The sequence below is a fragment of the Streptomyces sp. NPDC059371 genome, assembly GCF_042751995.1.
Lineage (GTDB): Bacteria > Actinomycetota > Actinomycetes > Streptomycetales > Streptomycetaceae > Streptomyces.
Genome location: NZ_JBHYXD010000063.1, coordinates 25,055 through 39,805, shown reverse-complemented (window position 1 = coordinate 39,805; position 14,751 = coordinate 25,055). Strand labels below are relative to the sequence as shown.

The following is a 14,751-nucleotide window of genomic DNA, read 5'->3' as shown; positions in this document are numbered from 1 at the left end:
CCCCCCCGGCCCCCCGGGGGGGCCGCCCGGGGGGGGCGGCCCCGCGCGCGGGCGCGCCCCGCGCCGCTGGGGGGGTGTCGCGCGCCGGCTCGCGCGGCCGGTCCAGCCCAGCCCCCCCCCTCGGCCTGCTGGTGTCACCGGCACGGCCCGCCATCGGCCCGCTGGTGTCACCGGCGGGCGAAGGCGCCGGCGGGCCGGATCACAGACCGGGCAGTGTCTGTGACAGCAGGCGCAGCAGGTCGCTCGTGGCGTCGGCCGCGCCCAGCGCGGGCAGGGCGCCGAGCGCGAGCACGGCCGCGCCGACGGACCGCACGACGGGCGGGGGAGCGGTCTGCAGGGCCGCGATGCGGCGGGTGACGGCGTGTTCGGAGAAGTGCAGGGCGCATCCGGTGCGGGCGCGCTGGGAGACGAGGGCGGCGCGGGCCAGCGCGCGGGCCGTCGTGTTCCGGTCGCCGACGGTGCTCGCGGCCTCCTCGTCGGCCCACCGTTCCAGCAGGAAGACGACGGTGTCGCGGACGGGCGCGAGCAGCGGGTTCGCCGCCGCGGCCAGGGCCACGGCGGTCGACAGTGCCGCGTGGCGGTGCGTCAGGTGAGCGCGCTCGTGGGCGAGCAGAACCCGTCGTTCGGCGGGCTCCAGCGCGCCGAGCATCGAAGCGGTGACCAGGATCCGGCCCGGCTTGCCGGGGATCGCGAAGGCGTGCGGGGTCGGCGAGGCGGCGACGACGAGCTCGCTGTCCGGTGGATGCCCCTCGCAGAGCCTGAGCAGGACCCTGCGGGTCGCGTTGTGCGCTCGTACGACCTGAAGGAGCCGGTGGGCGATCACGGCGAGGGCGGCCACGGCCAGCACGGCGACGGTCTCGGGAACGGGCTCGGGCAGTACCCGGCCCTCCTCGCCCGCCTCGGCGATCACCGCGGGCGCCTGGTCGATCAGCGTTGCCCCGAGCAGCAGCAGCGCCCAGGTGGACGCGGCCGCGGTCAGCGCGGCGGCCGCGACCAGGACGCGGGCGGCCAGAGCGGGCGACACCCGCCTGCCGACCAGCGGGGCGACCGAGGTCAGGAGCAGCGCGAGGACGAGGGGAACGTAGACGTCGATCCTCAAGGCCCGTTCCCTTTCAGGAGATCGCGCAGGGCTTCCTCCTCCTGGCGGCTGAGCCCGGTGACGAACTGCTGGAGGGCCGCGATCGGGTCGGGTCCGCGGTCGAGCGCCTCGTGCATGGCCTCCGCCGTCAGCTCGGCCGCGTTCTTGGCGGGGCGGTACGCGCCGCGCCGGCCGTCAACATCCCGGAGCACAAGGCCCTTGTCGTACAGACGTTTCAGGATGGTGTGCACGGTGTTGTAGGCGAGGCCGCCGCCGATCTCGGCCTGGATCTCGGCGGGCGTCAGGGCGTCGTCGGTGGCCCACAGGGCGGCGAGGACCTCGCTCTCCAGCTCGCCCGCGCTGCGCCGTTCCGCCCTTCCGTGGGGACCTGTGCCAGCCATGCCCGTCACCTTACAGTGCGTAGTCGACCCCGGAACGGTGCCGGTCCGGGGTGTGGACCAGGGGTGTGGACCAGGGGTGCGCGGGGTCGCGTACCACCCTCGCGTGCCCCTCGAATGCCTGTCCCGTTCGGCGCCTTCTTCCGGTGAGCGATAGTTTGTCCGTGATTCCCGGCTCCCGGCCTCGCCCTACGTCTTGTAGGGTGAAGAAACCCTACAGCGTGTAGGGCTGAAGGGTGGACGATGGCCAAGACCCTGAACGTCCCACTCATCGGCGTCCGGCGGCCCGGACCGCCGGACAGGACGGCCCGGGTGTCCCGGAAGCCCGGTGACCTGGGCCTGCTCGCGCTGGTCGCGGCCGCCTTCGCCCTGGCCCAACTGGTCCTCGTGCACCCGCAGACGGGTCTCGGCTGGGACGAGACCGTGTACGTCAGCCAGGTCTCCCCGCATGCCCCCGCGGCGTTCTTCAGCGCACCACGGGCCCGCGGAGTCTCCCTGCTCGTCGCTCCCGTGGCCTCCTGGTCCTCCTCCACCATCCTGCTGCGGATCTACCTCTCCCTGCTCTCCGGGCTCGGCCTGTTCGTGGCCCTGCGTGTCTGGCGCGGACTGTTCCCGGCGCGGGTCCTCGCCCTGGCGGGTGCCCTGTTCGCGACGCTCTGGGTGACCGTCTTCTACGGCCCGCAGGTCATGCCCAACTACTGGGTGGCGATCGGCGCCCTGGCCTGCGTCGGGTGCTTCGTCCGGGCCCGGGCGGGCGGCCGCGACCGGGCGGCCCTGTGGGGGACCGGACTGAGCGCCGCGCTCATGGCGTGGATGCGGCCCCCCGACGCGATCTGGGTGACCCTGCCGCTCCTCGTCCTCACCGTGGCGGCCCCCCGGTGGCGGCGGGTCCGGCCGCTGCTCGCGCTCGTCGCGGGTCTGTCGGCCGGAGCGGCCGAGTGGATCATCGAGGCCTACGTGAGCTACGGCGGCCTGGGGCAACGGCTCGCCGACGGGTCGCGCATCCAGGGCGGCCTCGGCTGGAACATCGCGGTCGGCGACCAGATGCGCAGCCTCGGCGGACGCGTCCTGTGCCGGCCCTGCACCGGCGGGATGCCGGACCCCGCGGTGGTGGTGTGGTGGTTCGTCCTGCCGCTGATCGCCGCTTTCGGCCTGGTGATCGCCGTGCGGGCCCGTCGCCCGGTACCCACCCTGGTGCTGCTGGCCTGTGCCACGACGGCCGGGATCCCGTACCTCCTCATGATCGGCTACGCGGCGCCGCGCTTCCTGCTGCCTGTGTACGCTCTCGTCGCGATCCCGGCCGCCGACGCACTCGTCCACCTGGTCACGGCTCCCGGCGGGCGGTGGCGGCCGGTGACCGTGACACTGGTGGCCCTCGGGCTCGCCGCGCATCTGGCCGTGCAGTTCGCGGTGCTGCAGTCCACGGTGCGGCGCACCGCCGACAGCCACCGGGGCTGGGCGGTGACGGCGGCGGAACTGCACCGGCTCGGGGTGCGGCCGCCCTGCGCGCTGGCCGGTCATCGGTCCGTCCCCATCGCCTTCTACGCCGGCTGCTCCTCGGTGGCGACCGAAGGGCACAACGCCAACGCCACCGCGGCCGACATCGCGCGGTCCGTCCGCCGCATGCCGGTCGCCGTCATCGCGGCCCCGGGCGGCGCGCCTCCCGGATACGCCCACGCCTGGGCACTCCACCACGCCGGCGCCGTCGACATCTACGTCTCTCCGGGAGCGGGGAGTCCTACGCCGTGACCCCTCGGCCGAAGCCGCCCTCACCGGCGGACGGGAGCGGGCTGCCCGGTGTCCCCGGAGTGTCGCCGCCCGAGGTGGTGGGTGCTCCGGCGCGGGGCTCGGCGGCCTGGAGCGGGTCTCCTGGCGGTGCGCCCGCGTCGGTCGCGGGTCCCGGCGCGGCGGTCGGCGGCCCGGGGCCACTACCGACCGAGCCCGTGTTCGGTTTGCCCGATCCGGAACGTGGTCTGCCCGAACCGGTGTCCGTTCTGCGCGAGCCGGCCCGTGGTCTGCCCGATCCGGCGCGTGGTCTGCCCGATCCGGTGTCCGTTCTGCCCGCGGGTGACACCGGCCCGGGCGGGTCGGTGTCACCCGCGGGTGGCGGCAGGTGGGCGGCCGTCGGGCGGCGGCTCGTCGGGCGGGACGGGCGGGTGGGGTGGCATGCAGGGCTTTCGCTGGTCGTGCTCGTGTGTGCCGGGTTTCTCGCCCACCGGCACTGGCCGCTGATCGCGGCGGGAGCCGGTCGGCTCGCCCACGCCGACCGGGGCTGGCTGCTGGTGGCGGCCGCCGCCACCCTCGCGACCTGGGTGTGCTCCGCACTCGCCCAGCAGGGCGCGGTGGCGGAGCCGCTGCCCGCCGGGCGACTGGTGGCGGTGCAGTTCGCGGCCGCCTCCGCCAACCATGTGCTGCCCTCGGGCCTCGGCGCGGGGGCGGTCAATATGCGCTTCCTGACCCGGTGCGGACTGCCCCTCGCCCGTTCCGCGACCGCGCTCGCGGTCAAGGCCTGCGCCGGAACCGTCGTACGCGGCCTACTGATCGGCGGACTCGCCCTGGCCTGTCCCGGTGCGCTCCGTCTCCCCAGGCTGACGGCGAGCGCCTGGACCGTGGCGGCCTGGACGGCCGGTGTCGTGGTCGCCGCCTCAGCCGCGGCCCTGTTCGCCGGACCGCTGCGGCGGGCGCTGCGCCGTGTGCTCCTGGACGTCCGCGCCGTGCACGAAATCCCCGCGCGGGCCGCCGCGCTGTGGGGCGGCTCGCTGGCCTTCGCCGCGCTGCACGCCACCGTGGTCATCGCCGTGGCCCAGGCCATCGGCCTGCCGCTGTCCCCGGCCCGGGTGGCCCTCGTCTACCTCGCCGCGAGCAGTGCCGCCGTCCTGCTGCCCACGCCGGGCGGCCTCGGCTCCCTGGACGCCGCCCTCGCGCTGGCCCTCACGCTCGCGGGAGCGCCGGGCGAGGCGGCGGCGTCCACGGTGATCGGCTACCGGCTGCTCACCGTCTGGCTTCCCCTGCTCCCCGGACTGGTGGCACTGGGCGTGCTGATCCGCCGCCGGGTGCTGTGAACGGCGCGCCCAGGGGCCCGGCCCGGGGGCGTACGACGGTCAGGATGTGTTCAGGCTTCCGCTGACAGCCTCGGGCCTCATGAGCTACGAGACAACAGAGACCGACGGGACTCCCGAGGACTACGGCCGCCTCGGCGCCCCGGCCACCCCGGAGCGCCGTGTGCGCTGGAACAAGGTGCCCGAAGTCACCGCGTACTTCTGGATCATCAAGGTGCTGTGCACGACGGTCGGTGAGACCGCCGCGGACCTCCTGAACGAGAAGCTGGGCCTCGGTCTGACCGGCGTCTCCCTGCTGATGAGCGGGCTGCTGGCGGTCGTCCTCGTGGTCCAGTTCCGGACGAGGAGCTACCGGGCGGGCGTCTACTGGCTCGCGGTGGCGCTGATCAGCGTCGTGGGGACGCTGATCAGCGACAACCTGACCGACAACCTGGGTGTGCCGCTGGAGACCAGCACCGCCGTCTTCGCCGTCGCCCTCGCCGTGACGTTCTTCGTCTGGTACCGCCGCGAGGGCACGCTGTCCATCCACAGCGTCGACACGCTCGCCCGCGAGGCCTACTACTGGCTGGCGGTGCTGTTCACGTTCGCCCTCGGCACCGCGGCCGGTGACCTGGTCGCCGAGCGCATGGCCCTCGGGTACTGGGTCTCCGCCGTTCTGTTCGCCCTCGCGATCGCCGCTGTCGCCGTCGCGCACTTCGCCCTCGGCCTGAACGCCGTGCTCAGCTTCTGGATCGCGTACATCCTGACCCGTCCGCTGGGCGCGTCGATCGGCGACTACCTCTCGCAGCCGACCGGCGACGGCGGTCTGGGCTTCGGCACCGTCGTCACCAGCGTGCTGTTCCTGGCCGTCATCCTCGGGCTGGTCGTCCATCTCTCGATCACCCGCCGCGACGTGGCCGGCGCCGACCGGTCCACCCTCCGGGCGGGCTGACCGCGGGGTGTCCGCGGACGCGGCGCGTCGTCGGACTCCGTCGGGCCCTCACCCCGGCGGGAGTCCCACCACGAAGGTCGCGCCCGTGGCGCCCGCCTCCTCGTGATGGACATCGCCTCCGGCGGAGCGGGCCAGGCGTCGCGCGAGCGGCAGACCGAGGCCCGCTCCGCCGTGTCCGTCCCCGGGATCGGCGCGGCGCCCCGGCAGGAAGAGCTGCGGCGCGAACGACGCCGGTACGCCCGGTCCGTCGTCGCCGACCTCCACCCGGACGCCACCGGGCCCCGCTCCGGCCCGGATCGCGACCCGGGAGCGGGCGTGCCGCAGCGCGTTGTCGAGCAGCGGACTGACGATGCGCTCCAGCAGAGCGTCGGGCACCCCCGCCACCAGACCGTCTTCAGGGCCCCGGACGGCGATCTCCACGTCCGGCCGGGCCGTCGCGGCCCGGTCCGCGAGCCGGCGCAGTACGGCCACGACCTCGCCGGTGCCCGGTACGGCGGCGGCGCTGTCACGGGCGTCGTCGAGCAGCGTGTCGCAGATCGTGCGCATGGAACCGGCCGCGTCCGCCACGGCCTCGTGCGCGGCCCGGGTCTCCTCGGCCGACCGTGGCCGGGACCGCAGCCAGTCGAGCTCGGCGATGATCCGGGCGAGCGGATTGCGCAGTTCGTGCGACAGCTCCCGGGTGAGCTGCCGCTCATGGCGCAGCAGAGCCCGGATGCGGTCCAGGAGCGCGTCCAGCGACTCACCCAGCCGGGCGAGTTCGTCGGGCCGGGCGACGCTCCCGAAGCGTTCCTCGGAGACCACGGCGCTCCACCGGGTGGCCTCGTTGGTCATGGTGCGTACGGGACGCAGGGCGCGCCCCACGGCGAGGCGCGTCAGCGCGTACGTGCAGGCGAGCATGACGGCGTCCAGTGCGAGCGACGCGAACAGCAGGGTGTCGGCCGAACTGCGGTAAGGGGACAGGTCGAGGGCGGTGACGACGGCCGCGCCGGTGCTGTCTCCCGGCACCGGCCGCGCGCACAGCCGGACCGGGCCGTGCGCGCTGGAGGTGAGGCAGCCGGTCCCGCCCCGGGCGGCGAGTGCGTCGGCCGCGCGGGTGAGCGGGCCCGCGGCGGTGGCCGTCGGGGGTTTCTCCAGGAGCCGCCCGCCCGCGTAGATCCACACGTTCGCGTCGAGCAGTTCCTCGCCCGGTGTCTCCAGGAGACGCACCCGGGTGCCGCTGGTGTCGACCGTCGCGGCGACGGCGGTGGCCCGGGTGCGCAGTTCGTCGTCCGCCTGGTGCCGGAGGTGCTGTCGTACGACGGTGTTGAACGCCACCGTGAGGATCACCATCAGCAGGGTGGCGGTGGTCAGCGCGACCAGCGAGAGCCGGCCCCGGAGGGTTCCCGGAGCCCAGCGGGAGGCGCGTGTCCGCCAGGGCACGGCGCGCGCCTCGGAATCCGCCGCCGGCCTCGGCCGCGAGTTCGGGGGACCGTGCTTCATGAGAGCCGGTGTCCGATGCCCCGGGCGGTCGTGACGGTCAGCTCGCTGCCGCCGTCCCGGAGCTTGCGGCGCAGCCGGGTCAGATACTGGTCGAGCGTGTTGTCGCTGACCCGCGCTCCCTCCGGCCAGCCGGCCCGGGTCAGCTCCCGCCGGCCGACGATCGCCCCGGACGCCGCGATGAGCGCCGCCAGCAGACGGAACTCCGTCGGGGTCAGCGCGACGCGGTGGCCGCGCACGGTCAGGCTGTGCGCGACCGGGTCCAGCACCAGGTCGCCCGCGGTGCCGGACGGAACCGGTCCGGCGCGCTTGAGGGCCGCCCGCAGCCGGGCCGCCAGCTCCGTCAGATGGAACGGCTTGGGCAGATAGTCGTCGCCTCCGGCCGCGAAGCCGGCCAGCCGGTCGGTGAGGTGGTGGTGGGCCGTCAGGAAGATCACGGGGGAGAGGAAGCCGCCCGCCCGGATCGCCTGGCACACGTCCCGTCCGTCGGCGTCGGGCAGGCCGACGTCGAGGACGGCCGCGTCGATGCCGTCCCCGGCCAGCCGCAGCGCGGTCGCGCCGTCCTGTGCCGGCACGGTGTCGAAGCCCTCGTCCCGCAGACCGCGCCGCAGGACGTCACGCAGCGCGTGGTCGTCCTCGACGACCAGGATCCGCCGGCGCATACGGCCCGCTCACCCGCTCTTCACGAGACGGGGAGCGATGAGCAGGACTCCGAGCCGCGACGCGGTGAGCGGATGTCCCGACACATCGGGCAGCCTGCGCAGGGCGGCCACCATCGTCATCGCGACCAGCGTGCCGACGAGCAGACCGGCCGCCACGTCGTGCGGATAGTGCACGCCCACCCAGACCCGGGAGGCGGCCATCATGCCCGCGGCCACGATGGCGAGGGTGCCGACGCGGCGCGAGACGAGGAACAGTGCGACGGCCGCCGCGGCGGCGATCGCCGCGTGGTTGCTCGGGAACGACCAGTCGCCGTGGGCCGGGCACGCCTCCAGCGTCGCCACCCGCAGGCTCTGACAGGGCCGGTCCTCGCGCACCAGCAGCTTCACACCGAGATCCACCACGTACGCCACGACCACGACGACGGGCACGGCGAGCGCGACCAGCGCCGCCCCGGGGCTCTCGCGCCGGGCGCGCCACCAGGCCGCCACCATCAGCACGGCGAACAGGCCGAGCCCGTACGTCGACCAGAAGGACACCAGGTCGTCGAGCCATGCGGGGGAGTCCCGCGCGAGATCGGTCACGTACCCGTAGGCGGAGCCGTCGATCGAGGATCCGTCGAATGCCAGGATCATCCCTGGACCTCCTCCTTTCCCGCGGCGCCCCGCCGGCGCGAGCGGTACAGCTCGACGGCGAGGGGGGCCAGGGACACCAGCACGATCACCGCGATGACCGGGAGCAGATAACGGTCGACGTTCGGGATGGACGACCCCAGCGCGTACCCGGCGAGGGTGAGGCCGAGGCTCCAGACGAGGCCGCCGGCCACCTGCCACACGGTGAAGGTCCGCACGGGCACACCCAGGGCGCCCGCCATCGGGTTCAGCACCGTGCGCACGACGGGGACGAAGCGGGCCAGCACGATCGCCTTCGCGTAGCCGTACCGATCCAGGAGCTCCTCGGCCCGGTGCGCGCCCGACGCCAGCCGGGGGGAGGAACCGCGGCCGAGCAGCGCGCCGCCCGCCTTCCGTCCGATCAGATAGCCCGTCTGGGCGCCGACCAGCGCGCCCGTGGCCGCGGCGATCAGCAGCGGGGGGAGTGACAGCTTCACGCCGCTCTGTCCCGACCCGGTGCACAGGAGGCCCGCCGTGAACAGCAGCGAGTCACCGGGCAGGAAGAAGCCGATCAACAGGCCGGTCTCCGCGAACATCACCACGCCCACGCCCAGCACACCGAACGCGGCGAGCAGGGACTGCGCGCTGAGAATATTCACGGCGAGGTCGGACGCCGTGAACAAGGATGCGGCCATCGTCGCGGACCCTCTCATACTGGAAGCGGCAGGCACGGTCGAAACCCGTGCCCGACTGACTACAATTATGTAGACGGTCTACTGAACTGTAGACGATGGTGGGGTGAGGATCGTTCCCATGAGCAGGGACAAGGACGAACGCCGGCCGGCCGGCGAGCTGGAGGCCGGCGTGATGGCGGCTCTCTGGGCCGCGGGCGGGCCGCTCACGCCGGGACGCGTGCAGGCCGAGCTGGACTCCGGTCTGGCCCGTACGACCGTGACGACGATCCTGTCCCGGCTGCACGAGAAGGGCATCGTCGGCCGCGAGCGGCTCGGCCGGGGCTACGCGTACTTCCCCGTCCAGGACCCGCACGGCCTCACCGCGCGCCGCATGCACACCGAGCTCGACCGGGACGACGACAGGGGGACCGCACTGGCCCGCTTCGTCGCCCAGCTCAGCGCCGACGACGAGCGGCTCCTGCGGGACCTGCTGGAGCCGGATCTCGGCACGCGACCGGAACCGGGTGATGGATGATCCTGCTCCTGGTGCCCCTGCTGGTCCCGTTCGCGCTCGGACCGCTGGCCCGCCGCTGCCTCGACCGGTTCGGCCCGGTGGCCGCGCTGTGGTCGGTGACCCTCGCGCTCGTCGTGCTGGCCGGAGCCTCCGTGGCCTCGCTGGGCGCGCTGGTCCTGACGGGCCTGCTCAAGGTGCCGCTCTTCGCCGGCCTCGGTGACCTCGTCCACCCGCTGCGTACGGCCTCGGACCTCGTCGTCCTGCCCGCGGCCGCCGCCGCGACGGGTGTGCTCACCGTCGGCGCGTGGACCGTCGTCCGCTCGGCCCTGCGCCAGGTCCGCGCGTTCCGCACCGCGCGCAGCCAGGCCGACCGCCGTCCCGCCGCCGGAGACCTGTGCGTCATCGAGTCGCCGCACCCCGACGCGTACGCCCTCCCGGGCCGGCCGCACCGCATCGTCGTCACCACCGCGATGCTGCGCAGTCTCGGCGCCGACGAGCGCGAGGTCCTCTTCGCCCATGAGCGGGCCCACAACGCGGGCGGCCACCACCGCTTCCTCGTCGTGGCCGAACTCGCGGCCCACTGCCACCCGGGGCTGCGCACGGTCCGCGCGACCGTCGCGCTCGCGGCGGAGCGCGCCGCGGACGAGGCCGCGGCCGCCGCCGTGGGGGACCGGCGGCTGACCGCGCGGGCCATCGCCCGCGCCGCCCTGGCCATCGGCGAGGTCCGTTCCGAGCGTCCCGACTTCGCCCCCGCGGCCACCACGGGTCCCGTTCCCCAGCGGGTCGCCGCACTGCTCTCCGCCCCGCGGCGCCGCCCGCGTGCCGCCGCCTGGATCGCCCTCCTGCTCGCCGCCTGCGCCGCCGTCTCGGCCGGGGCGTCGGGGGCGGGTGTCGTCGCGTTCCACCACGAGGTGGAGGTCGCGCAGGGTGAGGAGGCGCGCTGACCGGATTCCGGCGGCGTGCTGACCGTTCCGGCGGCGCGCCGACCGGATTCCGTCCGCGCGTGTCCGTAGGGGGCGCGGCAGGCCTCCCGGCGGGAAACGTTGATGTCGGATTCTCGCCAGCCCCGCCCTCCGGGGTGCCCGATGCTTGAGGCATGCAGAACGGGATGCACACGGACACGGAACGCTGCGTGCGGGCCGTCCGGTCCAAGGACGCGCGTTTCGACGGATGGTTCTTCACCGCGGTGACGACGACGGGAATCTACTGCCGGCCGAGCTGCCCGGTCGTGCCGCCCAAGCCCCGGAACATGACCTTCTATCCGAGCGCCGCCGCCTGTCAGCAGGCCGGATTCCGGGCCTGCAAGCGCTGCCGCCCGGACACCAGCCCCGGCTCACCCGAATGGAACCACCGTGCCGACCTGGTGGCCCGCGCGATGCGGCTGATCGGCGACGGAGTCGTCGACCGCGACGGTGTACCCGGCCTGGCCGCCCGGCTCGGCTACAGCACCCGCCAGATCGAGCGGCAGCTTCTCGCCGAGCTGGGCGCGGGACCCCTGGCGCTCGCCCGCGCCCAGCGTGCCCAGACGGCCCGGCTGCTCATCGAGACGACACCGCTCCCGATCGCCGAGATCGCCTTCGCCGCCGGGTTCTCCTCCATCCGCACCTTCAACGACACGGTCCGTGAGGTCTTCGCGCTGTCCCCGAGCGAACTGCGCGCCCGCCTGCCCAGGAGCCGGGCCGGAGCCACGGCCGCGACCGCGGGCACGCCGGGGGTCCTGAACCTCCGGCTCCCCTTCCGCGCCCCGCTCAACCCCGACAACCTCTTCGGGCACCTCGCCGCCACCGCCGTACCCGGGGTGGAGGAGTGGCGCGACGGCGCGTACCGGCGGACCCTGCGACTGCCGTACGGGCATGGCGTCGCCGGTCTGACACCGATGCCGGACCACATCGCGTGCCGGCTGACCCTCAGCGACCTGCGCGACCTGTCCGTCGCGATCAGCCGCTGCCGCCGCATGCTGGACCTGGACGCCGATCCGGTGGCGGTCGACGACCAGCTCCGCACGGATCCGCTGCTGGCGCCGCTGGTCGACAAGGCCCCCGGGCGCCGGGTGCCGCGCACGGTCGACGAGGCCGAGTTCGCCGTTCGGGCGGTGCTGGGGCAGCAGGTCTCCACGGCCGCCGCGCGTACCCACGCCGCCCGCCTGGTGGCCGCGTACGGTGATCCGGTCGAGGACCCCGAGGGCGGCCTCACCCACCTCTTCCCCTCGTCACAGGCGCTCGCCGCGGTCGACCCCGAGTCCCTCGCGATGCCCCGCACCCGGCGCACCACCTTCACCACGCTGGTGGGTCGACTCGCCGACGGAACACTTCATCTGGGGGTGGAGAGCGACTGGGAGCAGGCGAGGGCCAGGCTTCTCGCGCTCCCCGGATTCGGCCCTTGGACCGCCGACGTGATCGCGATGCGTGCCCTAGGGGACCCGGACGCCTTCCTCCCCACCGACCTCGGGATCCGGCGCGCCGCGCGGGAGCTGGGGCTCCCGTCCACGCCTGCCGCGCTGACGGCCCGTGCCGCGGCCTGGCGTCCCTGGCGGGCGTACGCGGTCCAGTACCTGTGGGCCACGGACAGCCACCCGATCAATTTCCTGCCGACGCCGAGCGGCGCCCCGCACATCCCGGACGCCACCCGCACCGCACGCACCACCCGCACCGCACGCATCTCACGCACCGAGGACGCCCAGTGAAACGGCACACGGTCATCGACAGCCCCTACGACCCCCTCACGCTCGTCGCCGACGACGACGGCGTCCTGTGCGGCCTCCACATGGTCGGTCAGCGCCACCGTCCGCCGGAGGAGACCTTCGGCGAGCGCGACGACACCCTCTTCGACGAGGTGACCGAGCAGCTCGACGCCTACTTCGAGGGCGAGTTGAAGGAGTTCACCGTCGAACTCCGTTTGATCGGGACGCCCTTCCAGCGCAGCGTGTGGGACCGACTGCGGCAGATTCCCTACGGCGAGACCCGGTCGTACGGCGAACTCGCGGAAGCCCTGGGCAACATGGGCGCCTCCCGCGCGGTCGGCCTCGCCAACGGCAGGAATCCGATCGGGATCATCGTGCCCTGCCACCGGGTGATCGGCGCGGGCGGCAGCCTCACCGGCTACGGCGGCGGCCTGGACCGCAAGAGGCAACTCCTGGATTTCGAGAGTGGATCGGCACTCTTCTGACCGGTGGCGGTCTGTGCCGGACGGTGATCGAAACGTGTTGGCAACAGAGCGCAACCCATGGGGAGTTGACAGAGTCTGAACAGCCATGAAGATCTCCTTTCTGCTCCACAACGCCTATGGGATCGGGGGCACGATCACCACCACCTTCAATCTGGCATGTGCGCTCGCCGCACGGAACGAGGTGGAGATCGTCTCGGTGCTCCGGCACCGCGAGCGGCCGACGCTGTCCCTGGATCCCCGCGTCTCGTTACGGTCGCTGGTGGATCTGCGGCAGGACAAGGAGCATCCGTCGCATCTGAGACCGGCGAGGGTGTTCCCCCGAGCCGAGTACCGGTACCGGCAGTACAGCGAGTTGACCGACCGGCGGATCGGCGCGTGCCTCGCGGAGACCGACGCCGACGTGGTGATCGGGACCAGGCCGGGGCTCAACGTACATCTGGCCCTCCAGGCTCCGCGGCACGTCGCGCGCATCGGCCAGGAGCACCTCACCCTGGACAACCATCCGCCCCGGCTGCGTTCAGCCCTGCGCCGGGCCTATCGCCGGCTCGACACGCTCACCACGGTGACCGAGGCGGACGCCGCCGCCTATCGGCGCAAGGTGCGGATGCCCGGAGTCCGGGTGGAGGCACTTCCGAACAGCGTGCCGGACTCGGTGCTGCCACCCGCCGACGGCGCCGCCAAGGTGATCATCGCGGCCGGCCGTCTGGTCCCCGTCAAACGGTACGACCTGATCGTCGAGGCCTTCGCCATGGTCGCGGCCGAACACCCCGACTGGCGGTTGCGCGTCTACGGCAAGGGCGAGGAGCACGATCGGCTGCGGCGGCTCGTCGCGGACCTCGGTCTGTACGACCGGGTCCTCCTGATGGGCGCGGCCACCCCCATGGAGGCCGAGTGGGTCAAGGGATCGATCGCGGTGGCGGCCTCCGACTACGAGGCGTTCGGCATGACCATCATCGAGGCGATGAGCTGCGGTCTGCCGGTGGTGAGCACCGACTGCCCGCACGGACCGGGTGAAATCATCGAGGACGGCGTCGACGGCCGGCTCGTGCCGGTCGGGGACCGCGACGCGCTGGCCGAAGCGCTGCGGGGACTCGTCCGCGACGACGAGTGGCGCCTGCGTGCGGGCCGCGCGGCCAGGAAGAACGCCCGGCGCTTCGCTCCGGGCCCCGTCGTCACCCAGGCGGAACGCCTGTTCGCCGAGGCCGTGTCGGCGAGACGGGAGGGCCGGCCGGTGCTCCGGGAACGCTCCGCCGCGCACCGCGTCCTGGCCGGCCACGGCTTCGCCCTGCGCGACATGGCGCACAGCGCCGCCGACGGTGCGCTGCGCACCCTGCGGAGGCAGAAGTGAGCACGGACACGGAGACGCAACCACACGTCGGCTGCTCGATCGGCACGGACGGCCGCATCACCTTCGACCTGCCGCCCGGGTCACCCGAAGGGCAGCGGCTGCTGCTGCGACTGCGCCCTAAGAAGGGACAGCCCGAAAAGACCGTCCACGTACTCGACTTCGAGCCCGCCGGGGAGCGCCGGTGCGCGGTCCTCGACGCGCACCCCGTACTCGCGGAGGGCCGCTGGGACATGTACCTGCTCCGGGAACCGGGAGCCGAGCGGCAGCGTCTGCGCCCCGGTCTGCGCGATCTGCGGGCACTCGTCGACGGACACCGCCGGCGCCGGCCGTCCCCGGTCGCCGTCCGGATCCCCTACGTGACCAAGGACGGCCATCTCGCGGTGCGTGCCTGGCTGCGCACCGCCCACGCGGAGGCCGAAGCCGTCGACGTCACCGGTGGCTCGATGACGGTCAGGGCACGCCTGCACGGTGCCTCACTCCAGGAGGGGGCCGTCGTGAGCCTGCGGCTACGGGGTGCCGGTGCCACCGCTCGCACCGTGGAGCCGCGTGCCGAGGACGAGGGACGGAGCCTCTCCTTCACCGTCGACTACGCGGAACTGGCCGGCGGGACACCATCGGCGGCCGGTGTCTGGGACGTCTTCGTCCGTCCCGCGGCCCAGGTACCCCGGATACGCGTCGGCCGTCTTCTCGACGACCTGGCGGACCGCAAGGAGATAGTCGTCTACCCGACGGCCGACGTCGGCGGTGCCGCCCTGCGCCCCTACTACACCGTCGACAACGACCTCTCCGTCGAGGTGAGAGCGCACTCGTGACCTGTATGGCGCACCGCGGTGTTCC

15 protein-coding genes are annotated in these 14,751 nt (G+C 73.8%); 9 read left to right on the top strand and 6 right to left on the bottom strand.

Annotated features, from left to right (window positions below):
- Positions 1-199: 199 nt before the first annotated feature.
- Together ACFXGX_RS28820 and ACFXGX_RS28815 are read right to left on the bottom strand one after the other, a co-directional pair.
- Complete coding sequence (locus ACFXGX_RS28820) at positions 200-1,099, bottom strand: M48 family metalloprotease (RefSeq protein WP_384796456.1); 900 nt, start codon at positions 1,097-1,099, stop codon at positions 200-202.
- The gene (locus tag ACFXGX_RS28815) at positions 1,096-1,479 is read right to left on the bottom strand and encodes a BlaI/MecI/CopY family transcriptional regulator (RefSeq protein WP_384796454.1); all 384 of its coding nucleotides are present in this window, start codon (positions 1,477-1,479) and stop codon (positions 1,096-1,098) included. The genes ACFXGX_RS28820 and ACFXGX_RS28815 overlap by 4 nt, the downstream gene beginning before the upstream one ends.
- A gap of 240 nt (positions 1,480-1,719) precedes the next feature.
- Here ACFXGX_RS28815 and ACFXGX_RS28810 point away from each other — a divergent pair, with 240 nt between their 5' ends.
- From ACFXGX_RS28810 to ACFXGX_RS28800, 3 genes are all read left to right on the top strand, one after another.
- The gene (locus tag ACFXGX_RS28810; RefSeq protein WP_384796452.1) at positions 1,720-3,225 is read left to right on the top strand and encodes a hypothetical protein; all 1,506 of its coding nucleotides are present in this window, start codon (positions 1,720-1,722) and stop codon (positions 3,223-3,225) included.
- A gap of 407 nt (positions 3,226-3,632) precedes the next feature.
- Entirely contained in the window at positions 3,633-4,538 is a 906-nt protein-coding gene (locus tag ACFXGX_RS28805) for a YbhN family protein (protein WP_384796484.1), read from the top strand.
- Positions 4,539-4,617: 79 nt separating this feature from the next.
- Positions 4,618-5,466 (top strand): hypothetical protein, encoded by an 849-nt coding sequence (locus ACFXGX_RS28800; protein WP_384796450.1) that lies wholly within the window; start codon positions 4,618-4,620, stop codon positions 5,464-5,466.
- A 48-nt stretch (positions 5,467-5,514) separates the two neighbouring features.
- On the opposite strand, the gene ACFXGX_RS28795 is transcribed toward ACFXGX_RS28800, so the two are convergent.
- The 4 genes from ACFXGX_RS28795 to ACFXGX_RS28780 are packed head-to-tail and all read right to left on the bottom strand — an operon-like array spanning position 5,515 to position 8,908.
- Entirely contained in the window at positions 5,515-6,885 is a 1,371-nt protein-coding gene (locus ACFXGX_RS28795) for a sensor histidine kinase (RefSeq protein ID WP_384796448.1), read from the bottom strand.
- 56 nt (positions 6,886-6,941) lie between these two features.
- A complete protein-coding gene (locus ACFXGX_RS28790; RefSeq protein ID WP_384796446.1) occupies positions 6,942-7,604 on the bottom strand; it encodes a response regulator transcription factor in 663 nt (220 codons plus the stop codon).
- Positions 7,605-7,613: 9 nt separating this feature from the next.
- Positions 7,614-8,237 carry a phosphatase PAP2 family protein gene (locus ACFXGX_RS28785; RefSeq protein ID WP_384796444.1) on the bottom strand — a complete coding sequence of 208 codons (624 nt, stop codon included), beginning with the start codon at positions 8,235-8,237 and terminating at the stop codon, positions 7,614-7,616.
- On the bottom strand, positions 8,234-8,908 hold the full coding sequence (locus ACFXGX_RS28780) for a DedA family protein (protein WP_384796442.1): 675 nt from the start codon (positions 8,906-8,908) through the stop codon (positions 8,234-8,236). Before ACFXGX_RS28780 ends, ACFXGX_RS28785 begins: the two co-directional genes overlap by 4 nt.
- Before the next feature lie 118 nt (positions 8,909-9,026).
- On the opposite strand from ACFXGX_RS28780, the gene ACFXGX_RS28775 reads away from it, so the two are divergent.
- From ACFXGX_RS28775 to ACFXGX_RS28750, 6 genes are all read left to right on the top strand, one after another.
- Positions 9,027-9,422: a BlaI/MecI/CopY family transcriptional regulator gene (locus ACFXGX_RS28775; RefSeq protein WP_384796440.1), complete on the top strand. Its 396-nt coding sequence runs from the start codon at positions 9,027-9,029 to the stop codon at positions 9,420-9,422.
- Positions 9,419-10,345, top strand: coding sequence for a M48 family metalloprotease (locus ACFXGX_RS28770; RefSeq protein WP_384796438.1), 927 nt, complete (start codon positions 9,419-9,421; stop codon positions 10,343-10,345). The genes ACFXGX_RS28775 and ACFXGX_RS28770 overlap by 4 nt, the downstream gene beginning before the upstream one ends.
- A 152-nt stretch (positions 10,346-10,497) precedes the next feature.
- The gene (locus tag ACFXGX_RS28765; RefSeq protein ID WP_384796436.1) at positions 10,498-12,084 is read left to right on the top strand and encodes an AlkA N-terminal domain-containing protein; all 1,587 of its coding nucleotides are present in this window, start codon (positions 10,498-10,500) and stop codon (positions 12,082-12,084) included.
- The gene (locus ACFXGX_RS28760; protein ID WP_384796434.1) at positions 12,081-12,566 is read left to right on the top strand and encodes a methylated-DNA--[protein]-cysteine S-methyltransferase; all 486 of its coding nucleotides are present in this window, start codon (positions 12,081-12,083) and stop codon (positions 12,564-12,566) included. Before ACFXGX_RS28765 ends, ACFXGX_RS28760 begins: the two co-directional genes overlap by 4 nt.
- 85 nt (positions 12,567-12,651) lie before the next feature.
- A complete protein-coding gene (locus ACFXGX_RS28755; protein WP_384796433.1) occupies positions 12,652-13,914 on the top strand; it encodes a glycosyltransferase family 4 protein in 1,263 nt (420 codons plus the stop codon).
- Positions 13,911-14,726, top strand: coding sequence for a hypothetical protein (locus ACFXGX_RS28750; protein WP_384796431.1), 816 nt, complete (start codon positions 13,911-13,913; stop codon positions 14,724-14,726). The genes ACFXGX_RS28755 and ACFXGX_RS28750 overlap by 4 nt, the downstream gene beginning before the upstream one ends.
- Positions 14,727-14,751 lie beyond the last annotated feature (25 nt).